At 64.0% G+C, this 24,877-nt stretch carries 24 protein-coding genes; 16 read left to right on the forward strand and 8 right to left on the reverse strand.

The genetic code is table 11. From position 1 onward, the window contains the following. Nucleotides 1-159: 159 nt before the first annotated feature. Together nosP and nahK are read left to right on the forward strand one after the other, a co-directional pair. Complete coding sequence (gene nosP, locus F8N66_RS11845; protein ID WP_150770346.1) at nucleotides 160-1,323, forward strand: nitric oxide-sensing protein NosP; 1,164 nt, start codon at nucleotides 160-162, stop codon at nucleotides 1,321-1,323. After that, the gene (gene nahK, locus F8N66_RS11850; RefSeq protein WP_150770347.1) at nucleotides 1,253-3,886 is read left to right on the forward strand and encodes a hybrid sensor histidine kinase/response regulator NahK/ErcS'; all 2,634 of its coding nucleotides are present in this window, start codon (nucleotides 1,253-1,255) and stop codon (nucleotides 3,884-3,886) included. The genes nosP and nahK overlap by 71 nt, the downstream gene beginning before the upstream one ends. Nucleotides 3,887-3,988: 102 nt before the next feature. On the opposite strand, the gene F8N66_RS11855 is transcribed toward nahK, so the two are convergent. The 6 genes from F8N66_RS11855 to F8N66_RS11885 all read right to left on the reverse strand — a co-directional run bounded on the left by F8N66_RS11855 (nucleotide 3,989) and on the right by F8N66_RS11885 (nucleotide 9,182). Next, nucleotides 3,989-4,654 (reverse strand): response regulator transcription factor, encoded by a 666-nt coding sequence (locus F8N66_RS11855; RefSeq protein ID WP_150770348.1) that lies wholly within the window; start codon nucleotides 4,652-4,654, stop codon nucleotides 3,989-3,991. Nucleotides 4,655-4,710: 56 nt separating this feature from the next. Further along, nucleotides 4,711-5,268: a PQQ-dependent catabolism-associated CXXCW motif protein gene (locus F8N66_RS11860; RefSeq protein ID WP_150770349.1), complete on the reverse strand. Its 558-nt coding sequence runs from the start codon at nucleotides 5,266-5,268 to the stop codon at nucleotides 4,711-4,713. 227 nt (nucleotides 5,269-5,495) lie between these two features. Continuing rightward, the gene (locus F8N66_RS11870; RefSeq protein ID WP_150770351.1) at nucleotides 5,496-6,287 is read right to left on the reverse strand and encodes an ABC transporter permease; all 792 of its coding nucleotides are present in this window, start codon (nucleotides 6,285-6,287) and stop codon (nucleotides 5,496-5,498) included. Further along, a complete protein-coding gene (locus F8N66_RS11875) occupies nucleotides 6,284-7,015 on the reverse strand; it encodes an ABC transporter ATP-binding protein (protein WP_150770352.1) in 732 nt (243 codons plus the stop codon). Before F8N66_RS11875 ends, F8N66_RS11870 begins: the two co-directional genes overlap by 4 nt. Then, the gene (locus F8N66_RS11880) at nucleotides 7,012-7,971 is read right to left on the reverse strand and encodes a YVTN family beta-propeller repeat protein (protein WP_150770353.1); all 960 of its coding nucleotides are present in this window, start codon (nucleotides 7,969-7,971) and stop codon (nucleotides 7,012-7,014) included. Before F8N66_RS11880 ends, F8N66_RS11875 begins: the two co-directional genes overlap by 4 nt. A 26-nt stretch (nucleotides 7,972-7,997) precedes the next feature. Next, a complete protein-coding gene (locus tag F8N66_RS11885) occupies nucleotides 7,998-9,182 on the reverse strand; it encodes an ABC transporter substrate-binding protein (RefSeq protein WP_150770354.1) in 1,185 nt (394 codons plus the stop codon). A 157-nt stretch (nucleotides 9,183-9,339) separates the two neighbouring features. On the opposite strand from F8N66_RS11885, the gene F8N66_RS31960 reads away from it, so the two are divergent. The 3 genes from F8N66_RS31960 to F8N66_RS11895 are packed head-to-tail and all read left to right on the forward strand — an operon-like array spanning nucleotide 9,340 to nucleotide 11,362. Then, nucleotides 9,340-9,462, forward strand: coding sequence for a hypothetical protein (locus tag F8N66_RS31960; RefSeq protein WP_008056536.1), 123 nt, complete (start codon nucleotides 9,340-9,342; stop codon nucleotides 9,460-9,462). A gap of 2 nt (nucleotides 9,463-9,464) precedes the next feature. Then, nucleotides 9,465-10,727: a histidine kinase gene (locus F8N66_RS11890; protein ID WP_150770355.1), complete on the forward strand. Its 1,263-nt coding sequence runs from the start codon at nucleotides 9,465-9,467 to the stop codon at nucleotides 10,725-10,727. Continuing rightward, nucleotides 10,724-11,362, forward strand: coding sequence for a response regulator transcription factor (locus tag F8N66_RS11895; protein WP_150770356.1), 639 nt, complete (start codon nucleotides 10,724-10,726; stop codon nucleotides 11,360-11,362). The genes F8N66_RS11890 and F8N66_RS11895 overlap by 4 nt, the downstream gene beginning before the upstream one ends. Nucleotides 11,363-11,481: 119 nt before the next feature. Here F8N66_RS11895 and F8N66_RS11905 read toward each other — a convergent pair whose 3' ends face one another. Together F8N66_RS11905 and exaA are read right to left on the reverse strand one after the other, a co-directional pair. Continuing rightward, nucleotides 11,482-12,129, reverse strand: coding sequence for a pentapeptide repeat-containing protein (locus F8N66_RS11905; protein WP_150770357.1), 648 nt, complete (start codon nucleotides 12,127-12,129; stop codon nucleotides 11,482-11,484). A gap of 136 nt (nucleotides 12,130-12,265) precedes the next feature. Then, the gene (gene exaA, locus F8N66_RS11915; protein WP_150770358.1) at nucleotides 12,266-14,152 is read right to left on the reverse strand and encodes a quinoprotein ethanol dehydrogenase; all 1,887 of its coding nucleotides are present in this window, start codon (nucleotides 14,150-14,152) and stop codon (nucleotides 12,266-12,268) included. Nucleotides 14,153-14,406: 254 nt separating this feature from the next. Between exaA and pedF the strand changes: the two genes are divergently transcribed. From pedF to pqqE, 11 genes are all read left to right on the forward strand, one after another. Continuing rightward, the gene (gene pedF, locus F8N66_RS11920; RefSeq protein ID WP_150770359.1) at nucleotides 14,407-14,868 is read left to right on the forward strand and encodes a cytochrome c-550 PedF; all 462 of its coding nucleotides are present in this window, start codon (nucleotides 14,407-14,409) and stop codon (nucleotides 14,866-14,868) included. A gap of 3 nt (nucleotides 14,869-14,871) precedes the next feature. Next, complete coding sequence (locus F8N66_RS11925) at nucleotides 14,872-15,747, forward strand: substrate-binding periplasmic protein (RefSeq protein WP_150770360.1); 876 nt, start codon at nucleotides 14,872-14,874, stop codon at nucleotides 15,745-15,747. 9 nt (nucleotides 15,748-15,756) lie between these two features. After that, entirely contained in the window at nucleotides 15,757-16,518 is a 762-nt protein-coding gene (locus F8N66_RS11930; RefSeq protein ID WP_150770361.1) for a quinoprotein dehydrogenase-associated SoxYZ-like carrier, read from the forward strand. A 16-nt stretch (nucleotides 16,519-16,534) separates the two neighbouring features. Further along, entirely contained in the window at nucleotides 16,535-17,470 is a 936-nt protein-coding gene (locus tag F8N66_RS11935; protein ID WP_150770362.1) for a quinoprotein relay system zinc metallohydrolase 1, read from the forward strand. A 246-nt stretch (nucleotides 17,471-17,716) separates the two neighbouring features. Further along, nucleotides 17,717-19,492: a PQQ-dependent methanol/ethanol family dehydrogenase gene (locus F8N66_RS11940; protein ID WP_150770363.1), complete on the forward strand. Its 1,776-nt coding sequence runs from the start codon at nucleotides 17,717-17,719 to the stop codon at nucleotides 19,490-19,492. A 257-nt stretch (nucleotides 19,493-19,749) separates the two neighbouring features. After that, on the forward strand, nucleotides 19,750-21,270 hold the full coding sequence (locus F8N66_RS11945) for an aldehyde dehydrogenase family protein (RefSeq protein ID WP_150770364.1): 1,521 nt from the start codon (nucleotides 19,750-19,752) through the stop codon (nucleotides 21,268-21,270). Between the two features lie 246 nt (nucleotides 21,271-21,516). Continuing rightward, entirely contained in the window at nucleotides 21,517-21,588 is a 72-nt protein-coding gene (gene pqqA / locus F8N66_RS11955) for a pyrroloquinoline quinone precursor peptide PqqA (protein WP_003253598.1), read from the forward strand. Nucleotides 21,589-21,643: 55 nt separating this feature from the next. Beyond that, nucleotides 21,644-22,558 carry a pyrroloquinoline quinone biosynthesis protein PqqB gene (pqqB, locus tag F8N66_RS11960; protein WP_150770365.1) on the forward strand — a complete coding sequence of 305 codons (915 nt, stop codon included), beginning with the start codon at nucleotides 21,644-21,646 and terminating at the stop codon, nucleotides 22,556-22,558. Nucleotides 22,559-22,684: 126 nt separating this feature from the next. Beyond that, entirely contained in the window at nucleotides 22,685-23,428 is a 744-nt protein-coding gene (pqqC, locus tag F8N66_RS11965) for a pyrroloquinoline-quinone synthase PqqC (RefSeq protein ID WP_150770366.1), read from the forward strand. Continuing rightward, on the forward strand, nucleotides 23,425-23,697 hold the full coding sequence (pqqD, locus tag F8N66_RS11970; protein WP_150770367.1) for a pyrroloquinoline quinone biosynthesis peptide chaperone PqqD: 273 nt from the start codon (nucleotides 23,425-23,427) through the stop codon (nucleotides 23,695-23,697). Before pqqC ends, pqqD begins: the two co-directional genes overlap by 4 nt. Continuing rightward, nucleotides 23,675-24,817, forward strand: coding sequence for a pyrroloquinoline quinone biosynthesis protein PqqE (gene pqqE, locus F8N66_RS11975; RefSeq protein WP_150770368.1), 1,143 nt, complete (start codon nucleotides 23,675-23,677; stop codon nucleotides 24,815-24,817). Before pqqD ends, pqqE begins: the two co-directional genes overlap by 23 nt. Nucleotides 24,818-24,877 lie beyond the last annotated feature (60 nt).

Genomic DNA, 24,877 nt, shown 5'->3' on the forward strand with positions numbered 1-24,877 from the left:
ACACCGCCTTCGCGAGCAAGCCCGCTCCCACAGGGGGCTTGCGGTGATTTGCGGCTCTCATCCCATTGAATCGCTCAACCGCTACCCAAGTAGCATACGACCAGGCCCTCGGCCTTCGTACACTCGTGCCTCATACACACGCACCTGCGGGGGGCGACGATGCAGCAGGTCCACAACGAAGGTGTCGTCAGTGCAATGTCCCTGGCCACGGATCCCCGGCAAGTAGCGCAGGAACTGGCGCGGCAGTTGCTGCATCCGAACCTGGGCTTCGTGCTGTTCTTCTGTTCCGCCGAGTACGATTTGCAGGCGTTGGGCCCGGCCTTGCAGCAGGGTTTCGGCGGCATACGCCTGGCCGGTTGCACCAGCGCCGGGGAAATCACCCCGCTGGGCTACGGGCGCAATTGTGTGACGGCCGTGGGGTTCGATCACCGGCACTTTTCCATCGCCCTGGAACTGATCGACGAAATGGAGCACTTCAGCCTGATCGACGCGCAGCAGATGGTCGAGCGCCTGGTCGGCGGCTGTCGCAGCAACACGCTTGCACCGATCAAGGGCAACAGCTTCGCCCTGACCCTGCTCGACGGCCTGTCCAGCCGCGAGGAGATGGTCCTCGCGGCCCTGAGTGCCGCATTGGGCGACATTCCGCATTTCGGCGGCTCGGCCGGGGACGACAACTACCTGACCCACACCCACGTTTACTTCGACGGCGGGTTCCACAGCGGCGCGGCGGTGGTGGTGCTGGTCAATACCTGGCTGGACTTCGAAGTGTTCACCACCCACCACATCCTGCCCAGGGCAGAGAAACTGGTGGTCACTGGAGCCGACAGTGCCTCGCGGCAGGTCTTCGAACTGAACGCCGAGCCGGCCGCCGCCGAGTACGCCCGGCACATCGGCGTGCCGGTGGCCGAACTCGACCACCGGATCTTCGCCGCGCACCCGCTGGCGGTGCGGTTCAACGAGCAATATTACGTGCGCGCCATCCAGCAGGTTCATCCGGACCTGAGCCTGAGTTTTTACTGCGCGGTGGAGAACGGCATCGTCCTCACCGCCATGACCCCAGGCCCCATGCTGCCGAATCTGCAACAGCTGTTCGACGGCTTGCAGGCGCGGCTCGGCGAGCTGTTGCTGACCATCGGCTGCGACTGTTTCCTCAGGCGCCTGGAGCTGGAAAGCGACGGCAGCCTGGAACAGATCGGGCGGTTTTTGCGCGAGCAGCGGGTGATGGGTTTCAACACCTACGGAGAACAGTTCAATGGCATGCACATCAACCAGACCTTCACCGGCGTTGCCATTGCCCGGGGCCGGTCCCTCGGACAGCGCTGAATTCCAGGCGCGGATCGCCGGCCTGCAGCATGACAACGAAAAGCTGCAACGCATCAACGCGGCGCTGATCGAGCGCATCGAGTCGGGCATCACCCGCGGCAACGACCCCTACGCGGCCTTCCAGCATTCGGTGGTGCTGGCCGAGCAGGTGCGTGAGCGCACCGACGCCTTGAACCAGGCCATGGCCGAACTCAAGGCCGGCAACCACTTGCTCAGCGACGCCCGCCTGCGCGCCGAAACCGCCCATCAACACCTGATCGATGCCATCGAGAGCATTTCCGATGCCTTCGTGCTGTTCGACGCCGAGCAGCGCATTGTCTTGTTCAACAGTCGGTTCAAGGCGTTCTGGCGCAACAGCCGGGTGCGGATCAACGCCGGCATGCGCCTGACCGAGGTCAAGCGCCTGATGCAGGGCAACGGGCTGTTTACCGAAGAACCCCGCGGGCATGCCGACGAAAACCTGTTGTATCGCCTGCAGGACGGTCGCTGGCTGCAAGTCAGCGAACGGCCGACCCAGGAAGGCGGGCGGGTGATCCTGTTCACCGATATCACCGACGTCAAACTCAGCGAAACCGTGCGCCGCGAGCAGGCGGTGGCGCAGAAGTCGCATCTGCTGCAACGGGCGGTCGACAACCTGTCCCAAGGGGTGGCCATGGTCAACGCCGAGGGCATTCTGGAGTTGTGGAACCGGCGCTTCCTCGAACTCAGTGGCCTGGCGCCGGTGGCGGCCCATCGTCCGTTTGCCGAAGTGATCGCCGACAGCGAATTGACCTTGCTGACCCCGGCCAGCCGTGGCGCCAACGGGCGCCCCGTACAGGAATGCGAGCAGCGCCTGTACGATGGCCGGGTCCTGGAAATCCGCACCCATCCGCTGCCCACCGGCGGTTTCGTCAACACCTTCACCGACATCACCGAACGCTACCAGCACGCCGAAGCGCTGAGTGAAAGCGAACGCTGGATCCGCCTGATCACCGACCATGTGCCGGCGTTGATCGCCTACCTCAACGCCGACCTGGTCTACGAGTTCACCAACAAGGTCTACGAAGAATGGTACTGCTGGCCACGTGGCGTGATGCTCGGCCAGAGCCTGCGCGAAGTGCACAGCGAGCAGCACTACCAGCGCCTGGAGGCCTACGTGGCCCGGGCGCTGGCCGGGGAGAGCGTGACCTTCGAATTCGCCGAGACCAACGTCAACAACCAGGAGCGCTACATGTTGCGCTCCTACGTGCCCAATCGCCTGGCGAGCGGCGAGGTGGTGGGGATTTTCGTGCTGATCCGCGACATCACCGAACGCCGGCGCACCGCCGAAGCGTTGCACCAGGCTTATCAAAACCTTGAACTGCGGGTGCGCGAACGCACCGCCGAATTGACCACCCTCAACGACCAGTTGCTGCGTGAGATCGATGAGCGTCGCCGGGTCGAGTCACGCTTGCGCGAGGCCAAGCTGGAGGCGGAGCGGGCCAACCTGTCGAAGACCAAGTTCCTCGCCGCGGTCAGCCACGACCTGTTGCAGCCGCTGAATGCCGCGCGCCTGTTCACCAGTGCCTTGCTGGAACGCCGCGAGCCGATCTCCAATGAGATTCTGGTGCGCAATGTCAGCAATTCCCTGGAAGACGTGGAGAACCTGTTGGGCACCCTGGTGGATATTTCCAAGCTCGATGCCGGGGTCATCACGGCCGATATTGCACCGTTCGCCTTGAGCGAACTGCTGGAAAACCTCGCCGCCGAGTACACCCAGGTCGCGCGCAGCGAAGGCCTGCAACTGCACTTCCTGCCGTGTTCGGCACTGGTGCGCAGCGACATCCAGTTGCTGGCGCGGATCCTGCGCAATTTGTTGAGCAACGCCATTCGCTACACCTACAGCGGCCGCGTAGTGCTGGGTTGCCGGCGTCATCGCCAGCGCCTGTCGATCCAGGTCTGGGACAGCGGCATGGGCATTGCCGAAAACCGCCTGGAAGAAATTTTCCAGGAGTTCAAGCGCGGCGATGTGCAGCGCCCGGACCAGGATCGCGGCCTGGGCCTGGGGCTGGCGATTGTCGAGAAAATCGCCGGCATTCTCGGGCACCGCATTCAGGTGCGTTCGTGGCCGGGCCGGGGCTCGATGTTCTCGGTGGACGTGCCGTTGAGCGCCACCGCCCCCAAGCCGGTGCCGAGCCTGTTGATGAGCGAACCGATGCTCGAACGGCTGCGCGGCGCGCGGGTCTGGGTGCTGGACAACGACGCGACCATTTGCGCCGGCATGCGCACGCTGCTGGAAGGCTGGGGTTGTCGAGTGGTGACGGCGCTGTCGGAGGAGGACCTGGCGCGGCAAGTGGACAACTACCACGCCGAGGCGGACTTGCTGATTGCCGATTATCACCTGGACAACGATCGCAACGGCGTCGACGCCGTGGCCCGGATCAATGCCCGCCGTGCCTGCGCGATCCCGGCGATGATGATCACGGCCAATTACAGCAACGAACTCAAACAGCAGATCCGTGAACTGGGTCATACCCTGATGCACAAACCGGTGCGGCCGATGAAGCTGAAGACAGCGATGAGCCATTTGCTCGCCAGACCCTGATTTCCCGGGTGTTGTTGCTGGCCTCTTCGCGAGCAAGCCCGCTCCCACAGGTACAACACTGTCCCTGTGGGAGCGGGCTTGCTCGCGAAGGGATCGACGCGGTCAACGCCGCAAGTAAGACCCGAAATCTATATCCCCGGCACTCAGGATCGCCTGCACGCGGTTATGCACGTTGAGCTTGCGCAGGATCGCCGAGACGTGGGCCTTGACCGTGGTTTCGGCGATTTCCAGGGTGTAGGCGATCTGCTTGTTCGATTCGCCCTTGGTCATGCGCTCCAGCACCTGCAATTGCTTGCGGGTCAGGGCCTGGAGCAGTTCCGGCGGGAAGCTCGGGGTGTCGTTCATCCGCCGGTGGGTGCTGCTGCGGGCCGTGCGAATGATGTCCGGGGGCAGGTAGACGTTGCCATTGAGAATCTGCTGGATGGCATCGGTCATCTGCGCGCGGGGCGAGGATTTGGTGATGAAGCCCACGGCGCCATAAGTGATGGCCTGCAGGACGATCTGTTTGTCTTGCTCGGCGGAGACGATCACCACCGGAATGGTCGGCGCTTCGTTGCGCAGGTTGATCAGGCCATTGAGCCCGTGCATGCCGGGCATGTTCAGGTCGAGCAGGATCAGGTCCAGGTCATCGTGTTCCTGGGTCAGGGCCAGGGCGCTGTCGAGGTCGGCGGTTTCCATCACCTCGCTGCCGGCAAACCCGTCGCTGATGACGTTGTGAATGGCTTCGCGAAACAGCGGGTGATCGTCGGCAATCAGAATTTTGTACATAGCCTTTCACCTCATTATTTTGATTATGGTGTGGCAACAACACGCACGCGTAAAGCTCAGGGAAAGGGAACGGGCCTGGCTGGCGTCACCGGCAGTCTGGCCGCTTGCCAGGCGTCCAGGCCATCGCGGTACCAATACACTGATTTATAGCCCAGAGATGTGGCGCGTCTGGCTGCGTTCCAGCTCAACCAGCAGTCGGCGCGACAGTAGAAGACCAGCGGTTGCGTCGGGTCACCGCCGGTCAGCTTTTCCAGGTTGCCCGCGAAATAGGCCTGCCAGGGCGGCGTCAATGCGCCGTCACCGGTGTTGGCCAGCCAATGGCTGCCGGGCAGGTTTTCATGGGGCTGGTCTTCGATGAAACGGCCTTGCAGCCATTGACGGCGATAGACATCGATCAGCACCGGTCGCGGGTGTTGCTCAAGCAGGTGTTGCAGGATGGGGGTATCGATGAGGGTCGCGTCTTGCATCACGTCCGGCGTCGGGCTGCGGTAGAGGTCGATGCGGTAGCCGTCAGCGGAAAACAGCGGGGGGCTTGCGTGTGCGCCACCCAGCCACAGGCTGAGGGACACGGCAGCGAGAGTGGGACGCAACAGGCGACGTCGGGCACGCGGCATGGGGATTGATCCTTATCGTTATGCGCCCATTACATGCCAGTCGGGGTGCATTGGGAATGCGACGATAGGCAGGCAGAACCAGTACTAAAGTCGTAATTTCCCCCCTGTTTATCGCCGATCCAGTGTGGGAGCGGGCTTGCTCGCGAAAGCGGTGAATCAGGCGGTGCAACTGTTGGCTGGCACACCGCTTTCGCGAGCAAGCCCGCTCCCACATCTGGATGGGGTGGTCAGCTGGATTTGCGCAGGGCCGCATGTTGCGGGTTGAAGGTCAGTACGGCGAGCAGGGTGAAGGCCAGGGTCAAGCCGGCACACACCATCAGCGCCAGCGGATTGAAGCGCTCGTACAGGGCAAAGCGCACCAGCTCCACCGCATGGGTGAACGGGTTCACCGAGCACAACCAAAACAGCCACTCGCTGGCCTCGCGCATTTTCCACAGCGGATACAGCGCCGAGGACAGGAAAAACAGCGGGAAGATCACGAAGTTCATCACCCCGGCGAAGTTCTCCAGCTGGCGGATCGCGTTCGACAGCAACAGGCCCAGGGCGCTGAGCATCAACGCCACCAGCAGCAACGCGGGCAGGGCGATCAACAGGCCCATGGCCGGTGGCTGTACACCGTAGAGCCAGGCGATCGCGAGGAAGGCATACACCTGCAACAGCGAAATCAGCGACGTGGCCATCAGCTTGCTGCACAGCAGAAAAGTCCGGGGCAGGGGGCTGGTCAGCAGCACGCGCATGCTGCCCATCTCGCGGTCGTAGACCATCGACAGCGAACCCTGCATGCCGTTGAACAGCAGGATCATGCAGGCCAGGCCCGGAATGATGTAGACCTCGTACGGAATGTAGGTGTCGTAGGGTTCGATGATCGCGATCCCCAGTGCCGCACGAAACCCCGCCGCAAACACCAGCAGCCACAACAACGGCCGCACCAGTGCGCTGAGGAACCGTGTGCGTTGCAGCACAAAACGCAGCCACTCGCGCAGGACGATGCCGCTGAAACATTGCCAATAGGCGTTCATAGCTGCGCTCCGGTGGTGGTCAGGCGAGTGAAGGCCGAATCCAGGTCGCCGCCGTGTTCCAGGCTCAGTGCGGCGGCTTGTCCGCGGGCCACCAGCCGGCCCTGATGGAGAATCAGCAGGTCGTCGTGGGGCTGCACTTCATCGAGCAAATGCGTGGTCCACAGCACGCTGATCTGCTGCTCGCGGCACAGGTCGCGAATGTGCTGGTTGAGCGCCAGGCGACTGGCCGGGTCCAGGCCGGCGCTGGCTTCGTCGAGCAGCAGCAGGCGCGGTTCATGTAACAGGGCGCGGGCGATTTCCACCCGCCGACGATGGCCGCCATTGAGTGCGCGCACCCGCTCACTGCGGCGCTCGGTCAGGGTCTGGCGCTCCAGCTCCGCATCGACCCGCAGGCCGGTCTGGCGGCGCGACAAGCCGTGCAATGCAGCGTGATAACGCAGGTTCTGCTCGACGCTGAGGTCCAGGTCCAGGGTGCTTTGCTGGAACACCACCCCCAGCTGCCTGAGTGCCGGACGCGGCGCGCTGCGTAACGAACAGCCGCCAACGCGGATATCGCCGCGCTGCACATCATAGAGCCGGGTCAGCAGCGCGATCAGGGTTGATTTGCCGGCGCCGTTGGGTCCCAGCAGCGCGGCGAAACGCCCCGGTGCCAGGTTGAAACTCACGTGTCGCAGGGCTTCCCGTGGGCCGTAGGCAAAGCTCAGGTCGCTGACGTCCAGGGCGTTCATGGGGTCACCACCACGCCCCACGGATAACGCCCGACCTTCACCGATTTACTGACCTTGAGGCTGTCGACATCGATCACCGACACATCGCCGCTGACGCCGTTGGTGGCGAGCAATTGCTTTTGATCCGGGGTGAACGCCAATTGCCAGACACGCCGGCCCACCAACAGGTAGTCGAGGATCTCGAAGGTGCTGGCATCGATCACCGCCACGTGATTGGCCGGGCCCAGGGCGACGAACGCGTATTTGCCGTCGGCGCTGAGCTTGATGCCCACTGGCTGCACCTTGTCCGGGTGCACACCCTTGATCTGGAAATTCAGGGTCTTGAGGATGTGGCGGCTGGCGACGTCGAGAATGGTCACCGTGCCGCCGATTTCCGCCGAGGCCCAGAGTCGTGAACCGTCGTTGCTGAACTCGACGAAGCGCGGCCGCTGGTCCACCAGTGTGCTGTCGGCGAGGGTCTGGGTGCTGGTGTCGATCCAGTGCAGCATGTTGGTGGTTTCGCTGGTGTTCACCGCCCACTTGCCGTCGGGGCTGACCGCCATGCCTTCGGGCTCGACGCCGACGTTGATCTGGCCGAGGACCTTGGAGGTCTCGGTGTCGATCACCGTGACCAGCGCATCGTCCTCATTGGAGACGTACAGCCAGCGGTTGTTGGGGTGCAGGGCGAATTGCTCGGGGTCCTTGCCCGAGGGCAGTTCCTTGATGATCTTGCGGGTCGCCACGTCCATCACCTGCACCCGGTCCGAGTCGCTGGCGCAGATGTACAGCAGCTTGTTGTCGTGGGACAGCAGCAGGCCGCGGGGGCGCTGGCCGACGGGCAGGGTCTCGGTGACTTGCAGGGTCTGCATGTCGATCAGGCTCAGGCTGTTGTCCTTTTCGTTGGAGACCCAGGCGGTGCTGGCGGTGGCGTGGCCGGCGGCGAGCAGCAGGGCGCACGTTAAAAGAGTGAGGCGCATGGCAGTGTCCTTTTTGTAGTTGTTGTTCAGGGGAAGCGGCAGCTGACCTCGGGCTTGTCGTAACCCAGGCTGTCCATTTCGTTGAAGGGGTGCAGGAAACCGTCCTGTGGCGAGGTGCTGACCAGCGCCCGGGGCTGCACGATCGGGATCGGCTGGCGCAACTGGCCGTTCCACGGGCGATAACTGAGCTTGCGTCCCTTGAAGCCGTCCAGTGGCAATTGATCGCTGATTTCCAGCGCGCGGATCGCCATCGGCTCGGTCTGGCGCAGTTTGCTCACGGCGCTGGCGATGCTGCGCACGGCCATCCAGGCGGCGAAATCCCGATCATTCATCCAGCGCCCGGCCAGGGCTTCGAAGCGTTTCTGCAACTGCGCGGCGCCGTAGGTCTCCACGGTCTTGTGCCAGCCCGTCGGGGTCAGGCCCTGGGTGCCGGCGACCGGGCGCGGATACCAGGTCTGGTAGGGCACGTATTCGCCGAAGTCGCCGCGCTCGTCCGCCACCAGCACCACGTCGTATTCGGCGGTCTGGGTGAACAGCGGCATGTCGGCCTGGGCGCTGCGGCGTTGATCGTTATCGAAACTCCAGGGTTTCTCCGCTATCAGTTGCATGCCAAAGCGCTTGGCCGCGCGACGCAGGGCCGCCGCATAGGCTTGATCATCGGCGGTCGGGCCGACGATCAGCAGCGCCCGTTGCCATTTGCGCACCACCAGGAATTGCGCCAGCGCATCGGCCAGCATCGCCCGGCTCGGCAGGCTGTGCAGCACGTTGGGCAGGCAATCGGTGCTGCGCAGGCTGTCGTCGGGGCTGCCGGCATTGAACAGCAGGCTGTCGGGCAGCGCTGCACTGAGTTGGCGCAGGCTGGCGGCCGGTGCGTTCACCACAAACAGGCGCAGGCCTTGTTCATGCTGGGCTTTTGCCGCGTCGAGCAGGGCTTGGGGGCTGTCGACGCTGGCGCTGGTCAGGCTGTAGCTGTGATTGAGGAAGCGCCCGGTGCTGTTGCTGTCGGTGATCGCCAGTTCGGCGCCGCGCAGGCCGGTATCGACGGGTTCGGGAATGACGTTGGACAGCAGCGGGCCGGGGTCGGGGCGATAACCCAGATAGCCGATCCGTACCTGCAACGGCGCATCCGCGGCCTGGGTCTGGGTGCCCGGGCTGGCGGCGCAGGCGATCGCCAGCAGGTAGATCAGGGCGTATGGGGCAAGCTGGCGCATAGGGCACTCCATGACAGGTAGCGCCAGCATAGGAAGCCCGTGACGTGCTGAACATATGCAGAAAGTACCAGCGGGCCAGTACCAAGGTAGTAGCCCGGCCCGGGCGGCGCGGTTTTAGCATGGACAACCACGGCCATGACTCTGGAGGGGATTGCCCATGCGTATCGTCAAAGCGCTGCTCCTGCCGTTTCTGCTGATCCTGACCCTGATCGGCGTCGACCGGCTGCACGGCCCACGGCCCGTGCCGTTGCAGGTCATGCCCGCGACACCGGGGCGCTAGGCGTGTCGGCCCTGTGGCGGATCAACCTGTGGGTCTGCGGCTTTTTCGCCCTGGTCACCCTGGCGTGCACGGGGCTGCTGGTGCATCAGGCCGTGGAGGATGTCGAGCGTGAACTGCAATCGGCTGAAGCGGTGGTCGCGTATGTGAGCGAAACCGCCGCGCGTGATCCTGTCAGCCTGCAACCGCGACTGACCCAGAGCCTGCGGCATGTCCGTGTGCGCTGGCTGGCGCCGGATGAATCGCCACCGCTGGCCGAACAACGCGGGCTGGATGCCTGGCTCGGACGTCTGTTGTTCGCCGATGTTCGCCACGGCACACAGGTGGTGGATCTGTCGGAGGGTCGCCGGGTGCAGATCGCGGTCGATCCGCGCGATGAAATCGACGAGGTCTGGGACTCCCTGCAACAACTGCTGAGCCTGTGCGCGCTGGCGCTGACGGTCAGCCTGTTGACCATCCGCTGGGCCGTGCGTCGCGGCATGGGCTTGCTCGATGAGCTGCTGCGGGCGTTGCAGCAGGTGTGCGCCGGCCAGCTCAAGGTGCGCCTGCCCACCCAAGGGTTGCCGGAGGCGCGGCAACTGGCGCTGCATTTCAACCGCATGACCGCCGCGCTGGAACAGGCCGGCGCCGACAATGCCCGGCTGACCCAGGCCTTGCTGGCCGTGCAGGAGCAGGAACGCACGCAACTGGCCCAGGCCCTGCACGACGACCTCGGGCAGTACCTGGCCGGCATCCGGGCCCAGGCGTGCCTGTTGCGCCTGGTGGCCGATCAACCGCATGCCGTCGAGCGCACGGTGCGCGAACTGGAGCACAACTGCGAACACCTGCAACAGGGCTTTCGGGCACTGGTGCACAACCTCTATCCGGTGGTCCTGCAACACCTGTCGCTGGCCGACGCCTTCGCCTTGCTGGTGGAGCAATGGCAGGGCCGGCAGGGCATTGCGTGTCAGCTGCGGATCAGTGCGCAGTTGCCGGCGCTGCCGGCAGCGGACAAGACTCATCTGTACCGCTTGCTGCAGGAGGCCCTGACCAACATCGCCCGGCATGCCGGCGCCAGCCAGGTGCGGGTGCGCCTGCAACACCACGGCGCACACCTGCGCCTGCTGGTGCGTGATAACGGTCGCGGCGCAGCGTCACCCCGGCGGCCCGGCGTCGGCCTGCATTCGATGCGCGAACGCGCCCGCAGCCTGGGCGCGGATTTGCGCATCATCAGCCACCCCGGTGCCGGATGGGCGCTGGCCTTGTACATGCCTTTGGAGGCTTCATGAATATTTTGCTGGTCGATGACCACGCGGTAGTCCGCCAGGGCTACGCCAGCCTGTTACGCGCCGTGTTGCCGGCGATGGACGTGCGGGAGGCGGCGACCGGCGAAGAGGCGTTGATCCGGGTCCAGGAAAGCGTGCCGCAGCTGGTGATCATGGATTTCGGCCTGCCGGGTATCAGTGGCCTGGAAACCACCCGACGCCTGCGCCAACGCTTGCCGCAGCTGCGAGTGCTGTTCTTCAGCATGCACGATGAGCTGCCCTTGGTGCGCCAGGCGCTGGACGCCGGGGCGACGGGCTACCTGACCAAAAGCTCGGCGCCTGAAGTGCTGATCGAAGCGGTGCGGCGCGTGCTCGCCGGCCATGCCTACATCGAACAGCCGCTGGCCACTCAACTGGCCTGCCATGCGCAGCAGGATGCCAGCGATCCCCGCTTGCAAAGCATGACCCAGCGCGAGCTGGAGATCTTCGTCATGCTCGCCAAAGGCACCCCGGCGCGGCAGATTGCCGAGCAGCTGAGCATCAGCAGCAAGACCGTTTCCAACCACCTGACGTTGCTCAAGAGCAAGTTGCAGGTCAGTTCCCATGCCGAACTGGTGCACCTGGGGATTGATATGGGCGTGGTGCGCAAGGCGGGGTGACGCGGTAGCCGAACCCCTGTGGGAGCGGGCTTGCTCGCGAAAGCGGTGTGTCAGTAGTCACATGCATTGACTGGCACACCGCTTTCGCGAGCAAGCCCGCTCCCACAGGAATGAGCGGCTCATTTATCCCACGTCGTCGGGCATCCCGTGCAGCCCTCCATGTTCGCATCCTGAAAATTCGCATAGTGCTGGCGCGAGCCGTTGAGGTTGGCGTGTTCCAGGTTGCTTTCGCCCAGCTTGGCCTCTTGCAGGTTGGCGTCGCTGAGGTTCGCGCCTTTGAGGTCGGCCTTGCTCAGCCAGGTCATTTCCAGGTCGGCGGCGCGCAGGTTGGTGTGGTGGAATCGGGCGCCGGAGAGACGGGCGAATTGCAGGTAGGCGGCGCTGAGGTCGGCGTTTTCGAATTGCGCACCCTGGGCGAACATCCCCCAGCCCTGGATCGCCACCAGTGTCGCGCCGCTGAAATCGGCCAGGCGCAGGTTGCTTTGTTGCAGACTGGCGCGGGTCAGGTTGGCGCCTTGCAGGCGGGCCTTTTCCAGGTTGGCCAGGTCGAGGCGGGCGTGGCGCAGGTCGGCCTCGCGCAGGTCGGCGCCGCTGAGGTTCATGTTGCGCAGGTCCTGGTTGCGCAGGTTGGCGCCCTTGAGATTGGCGCCGGGGCATTGGCTGTGTTCGGCGATGGTGCAGCCGTTGATGATCAACGGGGCGTCGTCGCCGTCGTCGGCGTACGCCGTGGCAACGCTCAATAGCAGCAGTAGCGGCAGGTAGTTCATGGCAAGGTCTCCGAATGCCCCTGTAGGAGCGAGCACGCTCGCGATGGTCGTCAACGATGACGCAGGGTGTCTGCTGCCCCGCGGTGTGCTTGAGACCATCGCGAGCGTGCTCGCTCCTACAGGGGGGGGTGGGGGGTTATTTCTGCGCGGTTTTGTTATCCCAGCTCGGGATCTTGAACACCCAGAACGACCCGCCCTGAGCCACCGGCTTGGTCAGTTCGGCCATGTCGCCGCCCCACAGCGGCACGGCGCCGCCATAGCCGACGGTTACGCCGATGTATTGCTCGCCATCCTGTTCCCAGGTGATCGGCGGCGAGACGATGCCGCTGCCGGTCTGGAACTTCCACAGCTCCTTGCCGGTTTTCGCGTCGAAGGCCTTGAAGAAACCGTCGCCGGTGCCGGTGAACACCAGGTTGCCCTTGGTCGCCAGCACACCGGCCCACAGTGGCAGGTGTTCCTTGTGCTCCCACACCACTTTGCCGGTGGTCGGGTTCATCGCCCGCAGGGTGCCGACGTGATCGTCGTACATGCGCTTGATGCGGAAACCCATGCCCAGGTACGCCGAGCCTTTCTTGTAGTTGACCTCCTCGGTCCAGTACTCCTCCTTCCACTGGTTACCGGGAATGTAGAACAGCCCGGTGTCCTGGCTGTAGGCCATGGGGTTCCAGTTCTTGCCGCCGAGGAACGGCGGCGAGACTTCCACCGGCTTGCCTTTGGTTTCCCCCGGTAACGGCTTGGCCGGACGCTGGCCTTCGTTCTCCACCGGGCGGCCGGTCTTGAGGTCGATGTGGCTGGCCCAGGTGATGTTGTCGACGAAGGGGAAGGCGTTCTGCAATTTGCCGTTATTGCGGTCGACCACATAGAAGAAACCGTTGCGGTCGGCGTGGCCGGTGGCCTTGACCGTTTTGCCGTCCTTGTCCTTGTAGTCGAATAGCACCAGCTCGTTGTTGCCGGAGAAGTCCCAGGCATCGTTCGGTGTGTGCTGGTAGAACCATTTCACTTCGCCGGTGCTCGGATCGACACCGACCTGGCCCGAGGTGTAGAGGCTGTCGTAATCGTGAGGGTTGCCGTCCTTCGACGTGCGCGCCCAGGTGTTCCACGGGCCCGGGTTGCCGGCGCCGACGATGATCGTGTTGGTCTCGGCATCGAAACTGGCGCTCTGCCAAGGGGCGCCGCCGCCATGGCTCCAGGCCTCGACCTTGCCGGTTTCGGTGGTCGGGTCGTTCGGCCACGACGGCGCCTTGACGTCGCCGGTCGGTGTACTGTCCTTGCCGTTCAGGCGGCCCATGTGGCCTTCGACGAACGGCCGCATCCAGACCTCTTCACCGGTGTCCGGGTCGCGGGCGTAAAGCTGGCCAACCACACCGAACTCATCGCCGGAACTGCCATGGATCAGCAGCACCTTGCCGCTGGTCTTGTCCTTGATCAGCACCGGCGCGCCGGTCATGGTGTAGCCGGCGGCGTGGTCGCCGAACTTCTTGTTCCACACCACTTTGCCGGTGTTCTTGTCCAGGGCGATCAGGCGTGCATCGAGGGTGCCGAAGTAGATCTTGTCGCCAAAGATCGCCGCGCCCCGGTTGACCACGTCGCAGCACGGGCGAATGTTGTCCGGCAGGCGATGGTTGTAGGTCCACAGGCGTTTGCCGGTCTTGGCGTCCAGCGCGAATACCCGCGAGTACGAGCCGGTGACGTACACCACGCCGTCACTGACGATGGCCTGGGATTCCTGGCCGCGCTGTTTCTCGTCGCCGAAGGAGTAGGACCAGGCCGGGGTCAGCTTGAACACGTTCTTGTCGTTGACCTGGGCCAACGGGCTCCAGCGCTGGGCATTGGTGCCCATGCCGTATTGCAGCACGTCCCTGGTGGTCAGGTGATCGTTGGCAATGTCTTCCCAGCTCACGTTGCGGGTGGCCGGTGCGTTCTCGGCATGCCCCGCCGCGCTCAGGGACAGGCTGCCGACCAGCAAAAAGGCCTGGATGGCGACGGTCAAGGGGGAAAGGGCGGGTAGCGATCTTATTGTCATGTTTGCAGTTCCCAGTGGAGGTTTTGACCTGCACAGGGTGGGGCGCCGGCACGTTCGGCGGATACGGAAAAAGTCCCGCCGTTGCCGGGAAAACTTCCCATGGGCCACCTGATTTCGACGTCCGTCCAAGGCCTTACTACCAAGGGAGTAGACGGCGGCCACCAAAGCAGCATGGGGCCTGTGCACCGGGGTTTCTAAGATGGTTGCCATAGCCTCTGCCAAGAGGTTTTGCGTGCAATCCTGAGGGCATAACAATGACAACAAAACGCAACGCCTTGCTCGTGACCGGGCTGTTGGCCGGTCTTCTCTGTGCGGGTTCCGTCTGGGCCCACGGCAATGTGGTGCCGCAGGCCGTCGCCACCCAGGGCCTGACCCCGATCAAGGAGGCCGGCGTCCCGCTGGATGCCGATGGCTGGGCGGCGGTGAACCCTTATCGCACGGCGCCGGAACACGACAAGGCGGTGGAAATCGGCGCGTCGGCCTACAACCAGAACTGCGCGGCCTGTCATGGCCTGGAAGCCAAGTCCGGCGGTATCGCCCCGGACTTGCGCATGCTCGACGTCGGCGAGGCCGGTGATGAATGGTTCGTCGAGCGGGTGCGCCACGGCGCCGTGCGCGACGGGCGGGTGTACATGCCGAAAATGGCCGACTACCTGAGCCAGGAAGCCCTGTGGGCGGTGCGCAGTTACCTGGACAGCGTCCACGTCGAGGAGTGACCCATGCGCCTGCTCGCGGTATTGATCAGCGCTGTGTGGCTGTGCTGCCAGTCAGTGCAGGCGCAGGTTCGCAACTATGACGAAATGATCGCCGCCGGCGAGCTGAAGGTGGCGGTCTACAAGGACTTCGCCCCCTACAGCTTTGAACAGGCCGGTCAGCCCCGGGGCGTTGACGTGGAACTGGCCCAGGCCCTGGCCAAGGCGTTGGGCGTGCGCCTGGTGCTGATCTGGGCGCCGGCCGGCGAGAAGCTCGACGACGACCTGCGCGATTACATCTGGCGCGCCAGCCAGTTGCACAACCAGCAACTGGCCGACCTGATGATGCGCGTGCCCTACGATCGCGACTACGCGCAAAAGCGCAACGAATTCGGCGAACTGGAAAACGGCCATGTGGTGATGTTCGGGCCGTACCAGAACGAGCAATGGCAAGTCGCCTATGACCGCCGCCGACTGGACAAGGTCGCCAGTGTCGCGGTGTTCGAACAGCACCCGATTGGCGTCGAAGTCGACAGCGTGCCGTCGTTTTACCTGACCTCGGTGTTCAACGGCATGCTTGCCGGCAAGACCCGCCATTATCCGGGTGTGCCCCAGGCGTTTGCCGCGATGAAGGCCGGCGAGGTCGATGCGGTCATGGCCATGCGCGGCGAGATTGACTGGCAAGTGCATCAAGCGGCCGATCCACAACTGGCCCTGGCAGAGAACGCCTACCCGAACATGGGCAAACAGGTCTGGGAGATCGGCATGGCGGTGCACGAAAGCAACCGGCAACTGGCCTATGCCGTGGAAGAGGCGCTGGAAAGCCTGATCCGCGACGGCTCGGTGAACACCCTCTACGGCCATTACGGCCTGCGCTATGACGTGCCCGACATGTATCAATAGGAGCCGGCGATGAAATGGCAAAGGCGTTGTCTGTTGGCCTGCTGTCTGAGCCTGGCGGCCCATGCCGCCGCTGTCGATCCCGGCAAGGACCCGGTGCCGTCGGTGATGTGGGCGTTCTATCACAAGCAAATGCTCGGCGATGCACCGTTCGTGTTCGATGAGCGGGTCAAGCTGCTGGCGCCGCCGTTTGCCGAAGACGCACGCCAAGTGCCGCTGGAAATCGACGCCCGGGCGTTCAAGGGCGACGTGGTGAGAATCCTCGCCTGGGCCGAACTCAACCCCTTGCCGAAAATCGTCGATTTCCAACCGCTGAGCGGCGTGCTGCCCTGGTTGTCGATCCGCATCCGCGTCGAACAGGCCACGCCCTTGCGCGCGGCGGTCTTGACCCGCGATGGGCTGTGGCATGTCGGTTCGACCCTGATCGATGCGGCCGGTGGCGGCTGCACCGCGCCCAGCGTGGTGCGCACCCAGCCGGGTTGGGAAGAGCGCATCGGCGAGGTGCTGGGCGGTCGTTATCCGCGTCAGGATTTCAGCCGCCTGCGCGTGCAGGTGGCGCATCCGATGGACAACGGCATGGTCGGCGGCATTCCGGAATTCTTCATTAACCATGCGCAGCTGCGCGATCAACATGATCAACCGTTGGCCCGCCTGGAACTGTTCCCCGCCGTCAGCGAAAACCCCAGCCTGGGGTTTGATATCGAGGGGGCAGGGCAGACGCGTCTGTTGTTGCGCGATAACAGCGGCAACCAATTCGATGCGGCCATTCCCTGACTTGAAGGAGCGTCTCATGCGCTGGATGCTGCTGTTGTTGATCGCCCTCGGCCTGCCGGCCATGGCTGACCTCGAATACTCGCTCAAGCCCCGGCTGATTGCCCCCGATACCTGGCTGCTGGAAGGCAGCACCGATAATTTCGGCAAGGACAATGGCGGCAACATCGTCAACACCGCGTTCATCGTCACCGAGCGCGGGGTGGTGGTGATCGATACCGGGCCGTCGAAGCGTTATGGCGAAGCCCTGCGCCGGGCGATTGCCGCGACCACCGACAAACCGGTGATCCAGGTCCTGCTGAGCCATCATCACCCCGACCATGTGTTGGGCAACCAGGCGTTCAGCGACGTGCCGATTGGCGCACTGGCCGGGACCACCGAGCTGCTGCAAAAGCAGGGCGATGCCATGGCCGAGAACATGTACCGGCTGGTGGGGGACTGGATGCGTGGCACCGAGGTGGTGCTGCCGAACCAGACGCTGGTCCCCGGCGTTTCAAGTTTTGGGAATCATGATCTGCGCCTGCTAAGCCTGGGTGGGCATACCGGTGCGGATCTGGCTATTCTCGACCAGCAAACCGGCGTGCTGTTTGCCGGGGACCTGGTGTTTTATCAACGGGCCCTGACCACGCCCAACAGTCCGGGGCTGTCGGTGTGGCTGGCCGACCTCGCGACCCTGCAGGGACTGCCCTGGACCCTGATCGTGCCCGGCCACGGGCCGCTGGCCAGCGATGCCCGGCCCTTCGAGCAAATGCACGACTACCTGAGCTGGCTCGATCAACTGATGGGCGAGGGCGCGGCCAATGGCAGCGACATGGCCGAGATGATCCGCAGCCCCATCCCCGAGCGCTTCGCCGGCATCAGCCTGGGTCGTTATGAGCTGATTCGCAGCGTCAGTCATCTGTACCCGCGCTATGAACGCGCGCAGATGACGCGGGTCGATTCCACAAACCCCTGACCTGCCCCAATCCCCTGTGGGAGCGAGCCTGCTCGCGAAAGCGGTCTGCCTGACACATTGATGCTGGATGTGCCGGCGCCTTCGCGAGCAGGCTCGCTCCCACAGAGGAGCGATCATCTGAACCTGTACCAAGGAACTAGAAATCTCCACATTGCGGGCAATTGTTGTCCGGGCGGCGGCGCCCAAGAATCTGCACCAGACCGGGAAAATTTCCCGGGAACAACAAAAACCGCAGAGGAAGCCGTCATGACTCAACCCGTACGTCGCCAGCCCTTCGTCTTGAGCATGTTGCTCAGTGCCATGCTGTTGTCCGGCCAGGCATTGGCCGGGGTTTCCGACCAGGACATTCTCCAGGACCCCAAGAACCCCGAGCAGATCGTCACCAACGGCCTGGGCGTCCAGGGCCAGCGCTACAGCCCGCTGGACATTCTCAACGTCGACAACGTCAAGGAGCTGCGACCGGCGTGGGCGTTCTCCTTCGGTGGCGAGAAGCAGCGCGGGCAACAGGCGCAGCCGATGATCAAGGACGGTGTGATGTACATGACCGGCTCCTACTCGCGGGTGTTCGCGGTGGATGCGCGCACCGGCAAGAAACTCTGGCAATACGACGCGCGCCTGCCCGATGACATTCGCCCGTGCTGCGACGTGATCAACCGTGGCGTCGCGCTGTACGGCGACCTGGTGATCTTCGGCACCCTCGACGCCAAGCTCGTGGCGCTGAACAAGGACACCGGCAAGGTGGTCTGGAGCAAGAAAGTCGCCGACCACAAGGAAGGCTACTCGATCAGCGCCGCGCCGCTGGTGATCAACGGCAAGCTGATCACCGGGGTGGCCGGTGGCGAGTTCGGCGTGGTCGGCAAGATCGAGGCCTACGACCCGAAAAACGGCGACCTGCTGTGGACCCGGCCGACGGTCGAAGGCCACATGGGCTACCTGTACAAGGATGGCAAGGCCGTGGAAAACGGCATCTCCGGCGGCGAGGCGGGCAAGACCTGGCCGGGGGACCTGTGGAAGACCGGCGGCGCGGCACCCTGGCTGGGTGGCTACTACGACCCGGAAACCAACCTGTTGCTGTTCGGCACCGGCAACCCGGCGCCGTGGAACTCGCACCTGCGCCCGGGCGACAACCTCTACTCGTCGTCGCGCCTGGCGCTCAACCCGGACGATGGCACCATCAAATGGCATTTCCAGAGCACGCCCCACGACGGTTGGGACTATGACGGCGTGAACGAGCTGGTGTCGTTCAACTACAGCGAAGGCGGCAAGGAAATCAAGGCAGCGGCCACCGCCGACCGTAACGGCTTTTTCTACGTGCTGGATCGCACCAACGGCAAATTCATCCGTGGCTTCCCGTTTGTCGACAAGATCACCTGGGCCACCGGCCTGGATAAGGCCGGCCGGCCGATCTACAACGAAGCCAGCCGCCCCGGCGCCCCGGGTTCCGAAGCCAAGGGCAGCTCGGTGTTCGTCGCGCCGGCGTTCCTCGGCGCCAAGAACTGGATGCCGATGGCCTACAACCGTGACACCGGGTTGTTCTACGTGCCGTCCAACGAGTGGGGCATGGACATCTGGAACGAGGGCATCGCCTACAAGAAAGGCGCGGCCTTCCTCGGCGCCGGGTTCACCATCAAGCCGCTGAACGAAGACTACATCGGCGTGCTGCGGGCCATCGATCCGAAAACCGGCAAGGAAGTCTGGCGCCACAAGAACTTCGCGCCGCTGTGGGGCGGGGTGCTGACCACCAAAGGCAACCTGGTGTTCACCGGCACGCCGGAAGGCTTCCTGCAGGCGTTCAATGCCAAGACCGGTGAAAAGGTCTGGGAATTCCAGACCGGTTCCGGCGTACTGGGTTCGCCCGTGACCTGGGAAATGGACGGCGAGCAGTACGTCTCGGTGCTCTCCGGCTGGGGCGGCGCCGTGCCGCTGTGGGGCGGCGAAGTGGCCAAGCGGGTGAAAGACTTCAACCAGGGCGGCATGCTCTGGACCTTCAAGCTGCCCAAGGACCTCGTGGCCAAGCATTAATCACACCGCCCCCCCTGTAGGAGCGAGCCTGCTCGCGAAGGCGTCGTGTCAGCCACCCATAGGCTGAATGACACACCGCTTTCGCGAGCAGGCTCGCTCCCACAGGGATTGTTCCCACATCTGGATTTGTGCAAAACCTACGACCAAATAACGAGAGCCCCTCCTGCCAACGATGCATTCGTCTGGCGCGCGGGGCTCTCTAGTATCGGTTCATCGCCCGTCGACACGACAGGCATCGACCCAGACAGAGGCCCATCATGATCTACGCCCAACCCGGAACACCCGGCGCCGTCGTTTCCTTCAAGCCGCGCTACGGCAACTTCATCGGCGGCGAATTCGTCGCGCCGGTCAATGGCGAATACTTCACCAATACCTCGCCGGTCAACGGCGAAGTGATCGCCGAATTCCCGCGCTCCGGCGCCGCCGACATCGACAAGGCCCTCGACGCCGCCCATGCCGCCGCTGACGCCTGGGGCAAGACCTCGGCCCAGGACCGCTCGCGGGTGTTGCTGAAAATCGCCGACCGCATCGAACAGAACCTGGAAATCCTCGCCGTCACCGAAACCTGGGACAACGGCAAGGCGGTGCGTGAAACCCTCAACGCCGACGTGCCGCTGGCGGCCGACCATTTCCGCTACTTCGCCGGTTGCATCCGCGCCCAGGAAGGCGGCGCCGCCGAGATCAACGAACTGACCACCGCCTACCACTTCCACGAGCCGTTGGGCGTGGTCGGGCAGATCATTCCATGGAACTTCCCGCTGCTGATGGCCGCCTGGAAACTCGCGCCGGCCCTGGCCGCGGGCAACTGCATCGTGCTCAAGCCGGCCGAGCAGACGCCGCTGTCGATCATGGTCTTCGCCGAACTGATTGCCGACTTGCTGCCGGCGGGCGTGCTGAACATCGTCCAGGGTTTCGGTCGCGAAGCCGGCGAGGCGCTGGCCACCAGCAAGCGCATCGCCAAGATCGCCTTCACCGGCTCGACCCCGGTCGGCGCGCACATCATGCATTGCGCCGCCGAGAACATCATTCCCAGCACCGTGGAACTGGGCGGCAAGTCGCCGAACATCTTCTTCGAAGACATCATGAACGCCGAACCTGCGTTCATCGAAAAGGCCGCCGAAGGCCTGGTGCTGGCGTTCTTCAACCAGGGCGAGGTGTGCACCTGTCCGTCCCGGGCGTTGGTGCAGGAGTCGATCTACGAGCCGTTCATGGCCGAAGTCATGAAGAAGATCGTCAAGATCAAGCGTGGCAACCCGCTCGACACCGAGACCATGGTCGGCGCCCAGGCGTCGGAGCAGCAGTACGACAAGATCCTCTCGTACCTGACCATCGCCCAGGAAGAGGGCGCCCAGCTGCTCACCGGTGGCGCGGCCGAACGCCTGGAGGGCGATCTGTCCAGCGGCTATTACATCCAGCCGACGCTGCTCAAGGGCACCAACAACATGCGCGTGTTCCAGGAAGAAATCTTTGGTCCGGTGGTGGGCGTCACCACCTTCAAGGATGAGGCCGAAGCCCTGGCGATTGCCAACGACACCGAATTCGGCCTCGGCGCCGGCCTCTGGACCCGCGACATCAACCGCGCCTACCGCATGGGCCGGGCGATCAAGGCCGGGCGCGTGTGGACCAACTGCTACCACCTGTACCCGGCGCATGCGGCGTTCGGTGGCTACAAGAAATCCGGCGTCGGGCGGGAGAATCACAAGATGATGCTCGACCATTACCAGCAGACCAAGAACCTGCTGGTGAGCTACGACATCAACCCGCTCGGGTTCTTCTGATTTTCTAAATTCACCACAAAACAAATTGTGGGAGCGGGCTTGCTCGCGAAGGCGGCGTCACATTCAACATATGGGTTGACTGACACTCCGCTTTCGCGAGCAAGCCCGCTCCCACATTGGTTTGAGTGTCTGATACCCCCTACCAACGCACCCCCGAACCTCCTTCGAAAGTAGCATTCGGGCACCCGGCGCAGCGTGCATTAATGGTGCTACCGGAATCGCCCGGCACAAGAAGAGGAATGACCCATGTGGACTAAACCCGCGTTTACCGATCTGCGCATTGGCTTCGAAGTGACGATGTATTTCGCCAACCGTTGATTGACCACCCGGCCAGCCGTTGCGTTGGCCGGGCCTGCCTTCTGGAGCATTGCCCATGCACATCCGCGTCCTCGGCTCCGCCGCCGGTGGTGGTTTTCCGCAGTGGAACTGCAACTGCCGCCAGTGCGCCGGCGTGCGCAACGGCAGCCTGCGTGCCCAGCGGCGCACGCAGTCGTCAATCGCCCTGAGCGACAACGGCGTGGACTGGGTGCTGTGCAACGCTTCGCCGGACATTCGCGCGCAACTCGACAGTTTCCCGCCGCTGCAACCGGCCCGCCGCTTGCGTGATAGCGCCATTGCCGCAGTGGTGTTGATGGACAGCCAGATCGATCACTGCACCGGTCTGCTGAGCCTGCGCGAAGGGTGCCCGCATGATGTCTGGTGCACCGAGCGGGTCCATCAGGACCTCAGCAGCGGCTTCCCGCTGTTCACCATGCTCAGCCACTGGAACGGCGGATTGCAGTGGCAACCCATAGGGCTCACGCGTGAGCCGTTCTACATTCCGACCTGCGCGCACCTGCAATTTCGCGCAATTCCCCTGGTCAGCAACGCACCGCCGTACTCGCCCAACCGGGGCCATCCGCAGCCGGGCGACACCATCGGCCTGTTCATTGAAGACCAGCGCAGCGGCGCCTCGCTGTTCTACGCGCCGGGCCTGGGGCAGGTCGACGACGAACTGCTGGACTGGATGCAGCGCGCCGATTGCCTGGTGCTGGACGGCACGCTGTGGCGCGATGACGAGATGCGCCTGTGCGAAGTCGGCCAGAGCCTGGGCAGCGAAATGGGGCATCTGGCGCAAAGCGGGCCCGGCGGCATGCTGGAAGTGCTGGAAGGATTTCCTCGCCAGCGCAAGGTGCTGATTCACATCAACAACACCAACCCGATCCTCGACGAAGACTCGGCGGAGCGGGCGCTGCTGGAGCGGCGGGGGATCGAGGTGGCGTATGACGGCATGGATATTGTGTTGTAGCGACTGGCCTCTTCGCGAGCAAGCCCGCTCCCACAGTGGATGGCGGGTGCACACAAAACCCAGTGGGAGCGGGCTTGCTCGCGAAGGGGCCAGACCCGACACAGCAGAGCTTCCAGGAGAACAATCATGACAATGACCCCCGCCGAATTCGAGCAGGCCCTGCGCGCCAAGGGCGCCTACTACCACATCCATCACCCGTTCCACCAAGCCATGTACGCCGGGCAGGCCACCCGCGAGCAGATCCAGGGCTGGGTTGCCAATCGCTTCTACTACCAGGTCAACATCCCGCTCAAGGACGCCGCCATCCTTGCCAACTGCCCGGACCGCGATGTGCGCCGGGAATGGCTGCAACGCATCCTCGATCACGACGGCGCCCCCGGCAGCGAAGGCGGCATCGAAGCCTGGCTGCGCCTGGGCGAAGCGGTGGGGCTGGATCGCGAGCAAATACTGTCGCAAGAGCTGGTGCTGCCCGGCGTCCGTTTCGCCGTGGACGCCTACGTCAATTTCGCCCGGCGTGCCTGCTGGCAGGAAGCGGCCAGCAGCTCGCTGACCGAACTGTTCGCGCCGCAGATCCATCAATCGCGGCTCGACGCGTGGCCGACCCATTACCCGTGGATCGACGTCGCCGGCTACGACTACTTCCGCACGCGGTTGGGCCAGGCCCGGCGCGATGTCGAGCACGGCTTGCGCATCACCCTGGCGCACTACGTCACCCTTGAGGCCCAGCAACGCATGCTCGAGATCCTGCAATTCAAGCTGGATGTGCTGTGGAGCATGCTCGACGCCATGAGCATGGCCTACGAGCTGGAGCGCCCGCCGTATCACACCGTCACCCGTGACAACGTCTGGCATCGGGGGATTGCCCTGTGAGCCTGATCGACCGCGAGCTGTCACCGTCGTTGCGCCGGGGTTTTCGTCTGCAATGGGAACCGCGCCAGGACTGTCACGTGCTGCTGTACCCCGAAGGCATGATCAAGCTCAACGCCAGTGCCGCGCAGATTCTCGAACTGCTGGACGGCCAGCGCAGCGTCGCGGCGATCATTGACCGGCTGACGGCGGATTTCCCCGGCGTGCCGGGGATTGACGAGGATGTGCTGGCGTTCCTGGAGGTGGCCCATGCGCAATTCTGGATCGAGTGAAGCGCTGCCGGGGCCGCCGTTGTGGCTGCTGGCGGAGCTGACCTACCGCTGCCCGCTGCAATGCCCGTATTGCTCCAATCCGCTGGACTTCGCCCGACACGGCGAGGAACTGGGCACCGAAGAGTGGATTCGGGTCTTCCGCGAGGCGCGGGAGATGGGCGCCGCCCAACTGGGCTTTTCCGGTGGCGAACCGCTGGTGCGCCAGGACCTGGCCGAGCTGATCAAGGCCGCGCGGGGCATGGGCTACTACACCAACCTGATCACCTCGGGCATCGGCCTGACCGAGCAGAAGGTGCGCGATTTCAAGGATGCCGGGCTCGATCATATCCAGATCAGTTTCCAGGCCGCCGACGAGGCGGTGAACAACATGCTGGCCGGCTCGCGCAAGGCCTTCGCGCAGAAACTCGCCATGGCCCGGGCGGTGAAAGCCCAGGGCTACCCGATGGTGCTGAACTTCGTCACCCACCGGCACAACATCGACCGCATCGACCGGATCATTGACCTGTGCCTGGAGCTGGAGGCGGATTTCGTCGAGTTGGCCACCTGCCAGTTCTATGGCTGGGCCGAGCTCAACCGCGTCGGTCTGCTGCCGACCCGTGAGCAATTGCAACGCGCCGAGCGCATCACCAACGAGTACCGTGAGCGACTGGAGGACCAGGGGCACCCGTGCAAGCTGATCTTCGTCACCCCGGACTACTACGAGGAACGCCCCAAGACCTGCATGAACGGCTGGGCCAACCTGTTTCTCGACATCACCCCCGACGGCACGGCGTTGCCTTGCCATAGCGCCCGGCAATTGCCGGTGCAGTTTCCCAACGTGCGTGAACACAGCATTTCGCACATCTGGAACGATTCGTTCGGCTTCAACCGCTTTCGCGGCGATGCGTGGATGAAGGAGCCGTGTCGCTCCTGCGATGAGAAGCACAAGGACCTGGGCGGCTGCCGCTGCCAGGCCTTCATGCTGACCGGCGATGCCGAGAACGCCGACCCGGTGTGCAGCAAATCGCCGCACCATGGGGTGATCCTCAAGGCGCGGGAGGAGGCCGAGGCGCCGGGGCTGGGCATGGAACACCTGACGCTGCGCAACGAGAAGGCTTCGCGGCTGATCTACCGCGGCTAGATCAAACACCGCAAATCCCTTGTGGGAGCGGGCTTGCTCGCGAAAGCGGTGTGTCAGCGA

The organism is Pseudomonas fluorescens, assembly GCF_902498195.1.
In the GTDB taxonomy this organism is placed as follows: Bacteria; Pseudomonadota; Gammaproteobacteria; order Pseudomonadales; family Pseudomonadaceae; genus Aquipseudomonas; species Aquipseudomonas fluorescens_BU.

Excerpts from the sequence above, each read along its gene's own strand:
- pqqE (WP_150770368.1), top strand. The coding sequence starts at position 23,675 with ATGCGCAATTCTGGATCGAGTGAAGCGCTGCCGGGGCCGCCGTTGTGG.
- exaA (WP_150770358.1), bottom strand. The coding sequence starts at position 14,152 with ATGACAATAAGATCGCTACCCGCCCTTTCCCCCTTGACCGTCGCCATC.
- pedF (WP_150770359.1), top strand. The coding sequence starts at position 14,407 with ATGACAACAAAACGCAACGCCTTGCTCGTGACCGGGCTGTTGGCCGGT.
- F8N66_RS11860 (WP_150770349.1), bottom strand. The coding sequence starts at position 5,268 with ATGCCGCGTGCCCGACGTCGCCTGTTGCGTCCCACTCTCGCTGCCGTG.
- F8N66_RS11885 (WP_150770354.1), bottom strand. The coding sequence starts at position 9,182 with ATGCGCCAGCTTGCCCCATACGCCCTGATCTACCTGCTGGCGATCGCC.
- F8N66_RS11925 (WP_150770360.1), top strand. The coding sequence starts at position 14,872 with ATGCGCCTGCTCGCGGTATTGATCAGCGCTGTGTGGCTGTGCTGCCAG.
- nosP (WP_150770346.1), top strand. The coding sequence starts at position 160 with ATGCAGCAGGTCCACAACGAAGGTGTCGTCAGTGCAATGTCCCTGGCC.
- F8N66_RS11945 (WP_150770364.1), top strand. The coding sequence starts at position 19,750 with ATGATCTACGCCCAACCCGGAACACCCGGCGCCGTCGTTTCCTTCAAG.
- F8N66_RS11905 (WP_150770357.1), bottom strand. The coding sequence starts at position 12,129 with ATGAACTACCTGCCGCTACTGCTGCTATTGAGCGTTGCCACGGCGTAC.
- F8N66_RS11870 (WP_150770351.1), bottom strand. The coding sequence starts at position 6,287 with ATGAACGCCTATTGGCAATGTTTCAGCGGCATCGTCCTGCGCGAGTGG.
- pqqC (WP_150770366.1), top strand. The coding sequence starts at position 22,685 with ATGACAATGACCCCCGCCGAATTCGAGCAGGCCCTGCGCGCCAAGGGC.
- nahK (WP_150770347.1), top strand. The coding sequence starts at position 1,253 with ATGGCATGCACATCAACCAGACCTTCACCGGCGTTGCCATTGCCCGGG.
- F8N66_RS11875 (WP_150770352.1), bottom strand. The coding sequence starts at position 7,015 with ATGAACGCCCTGGACGTCAGCGACCTGAGCTTTGCCTACGGCCCACGG.
- F8N66_RS11855 (WP_150770348.1), bottom strand. The coding sequence starts at position 4,654 with ATGTACAAAATTCTGATTGCCGACGATCACCCGCTGTTTCGCGAAGCC.
- F8N66_RS11935 (WP_150770362.1), top strand. The coding sequence starts at position 16,535 with ATGCGCTGGATGCTGCTGTTGTTGATCGCCCTCGGCCTGCCGGCCATG.
- F8N66_RS11940 (WP_150770363.1), top strand. The coding sequence starts at position 17,717 with ATGACTCAACCCGTACGTCGCCAGCCCTTCGTCTTGAGCATGTTGCTC.
- pqqB (WP_150770365.1), top strand. The coding sequence starts at position 21,644 with ATGCACATCCGCGTCCTCGGCTCCGCCGCCGGTGGTGGTTTTCCGCAG.
- F8N66_RS11880 (WP_150770353.1), bottom strand. The coding sequence starts at position 7,971 with ATGCGCCTCACTCTTTTAACGTGCGCCCTGCTGCTCGCCGCCGGCCAC.
- F8N66_RS11895 (WP_150770356.1), top strand. The coding sequence starts at position 10,724 with ATGAATATTTTGCTGGTCGATGACCACGCGGTAGTCCGCCAGGGCTAC.
- F8N66_RS11930 (WP_150770361.1), top strand. The coding sequence starts at position 15,757 with ATGAAATGGCAAAGGCGTTGTCTGTTGGCCTGCTGTCTGAGCCTGGCG.
- F8N66_RS31960 (WP_008056536.1), top strand. The coding sequence starts at position 9,340 with ATGCGTATCGTCAAAGCGCTGCTCCTGCCGTTTCTGCTGATCCTGACC.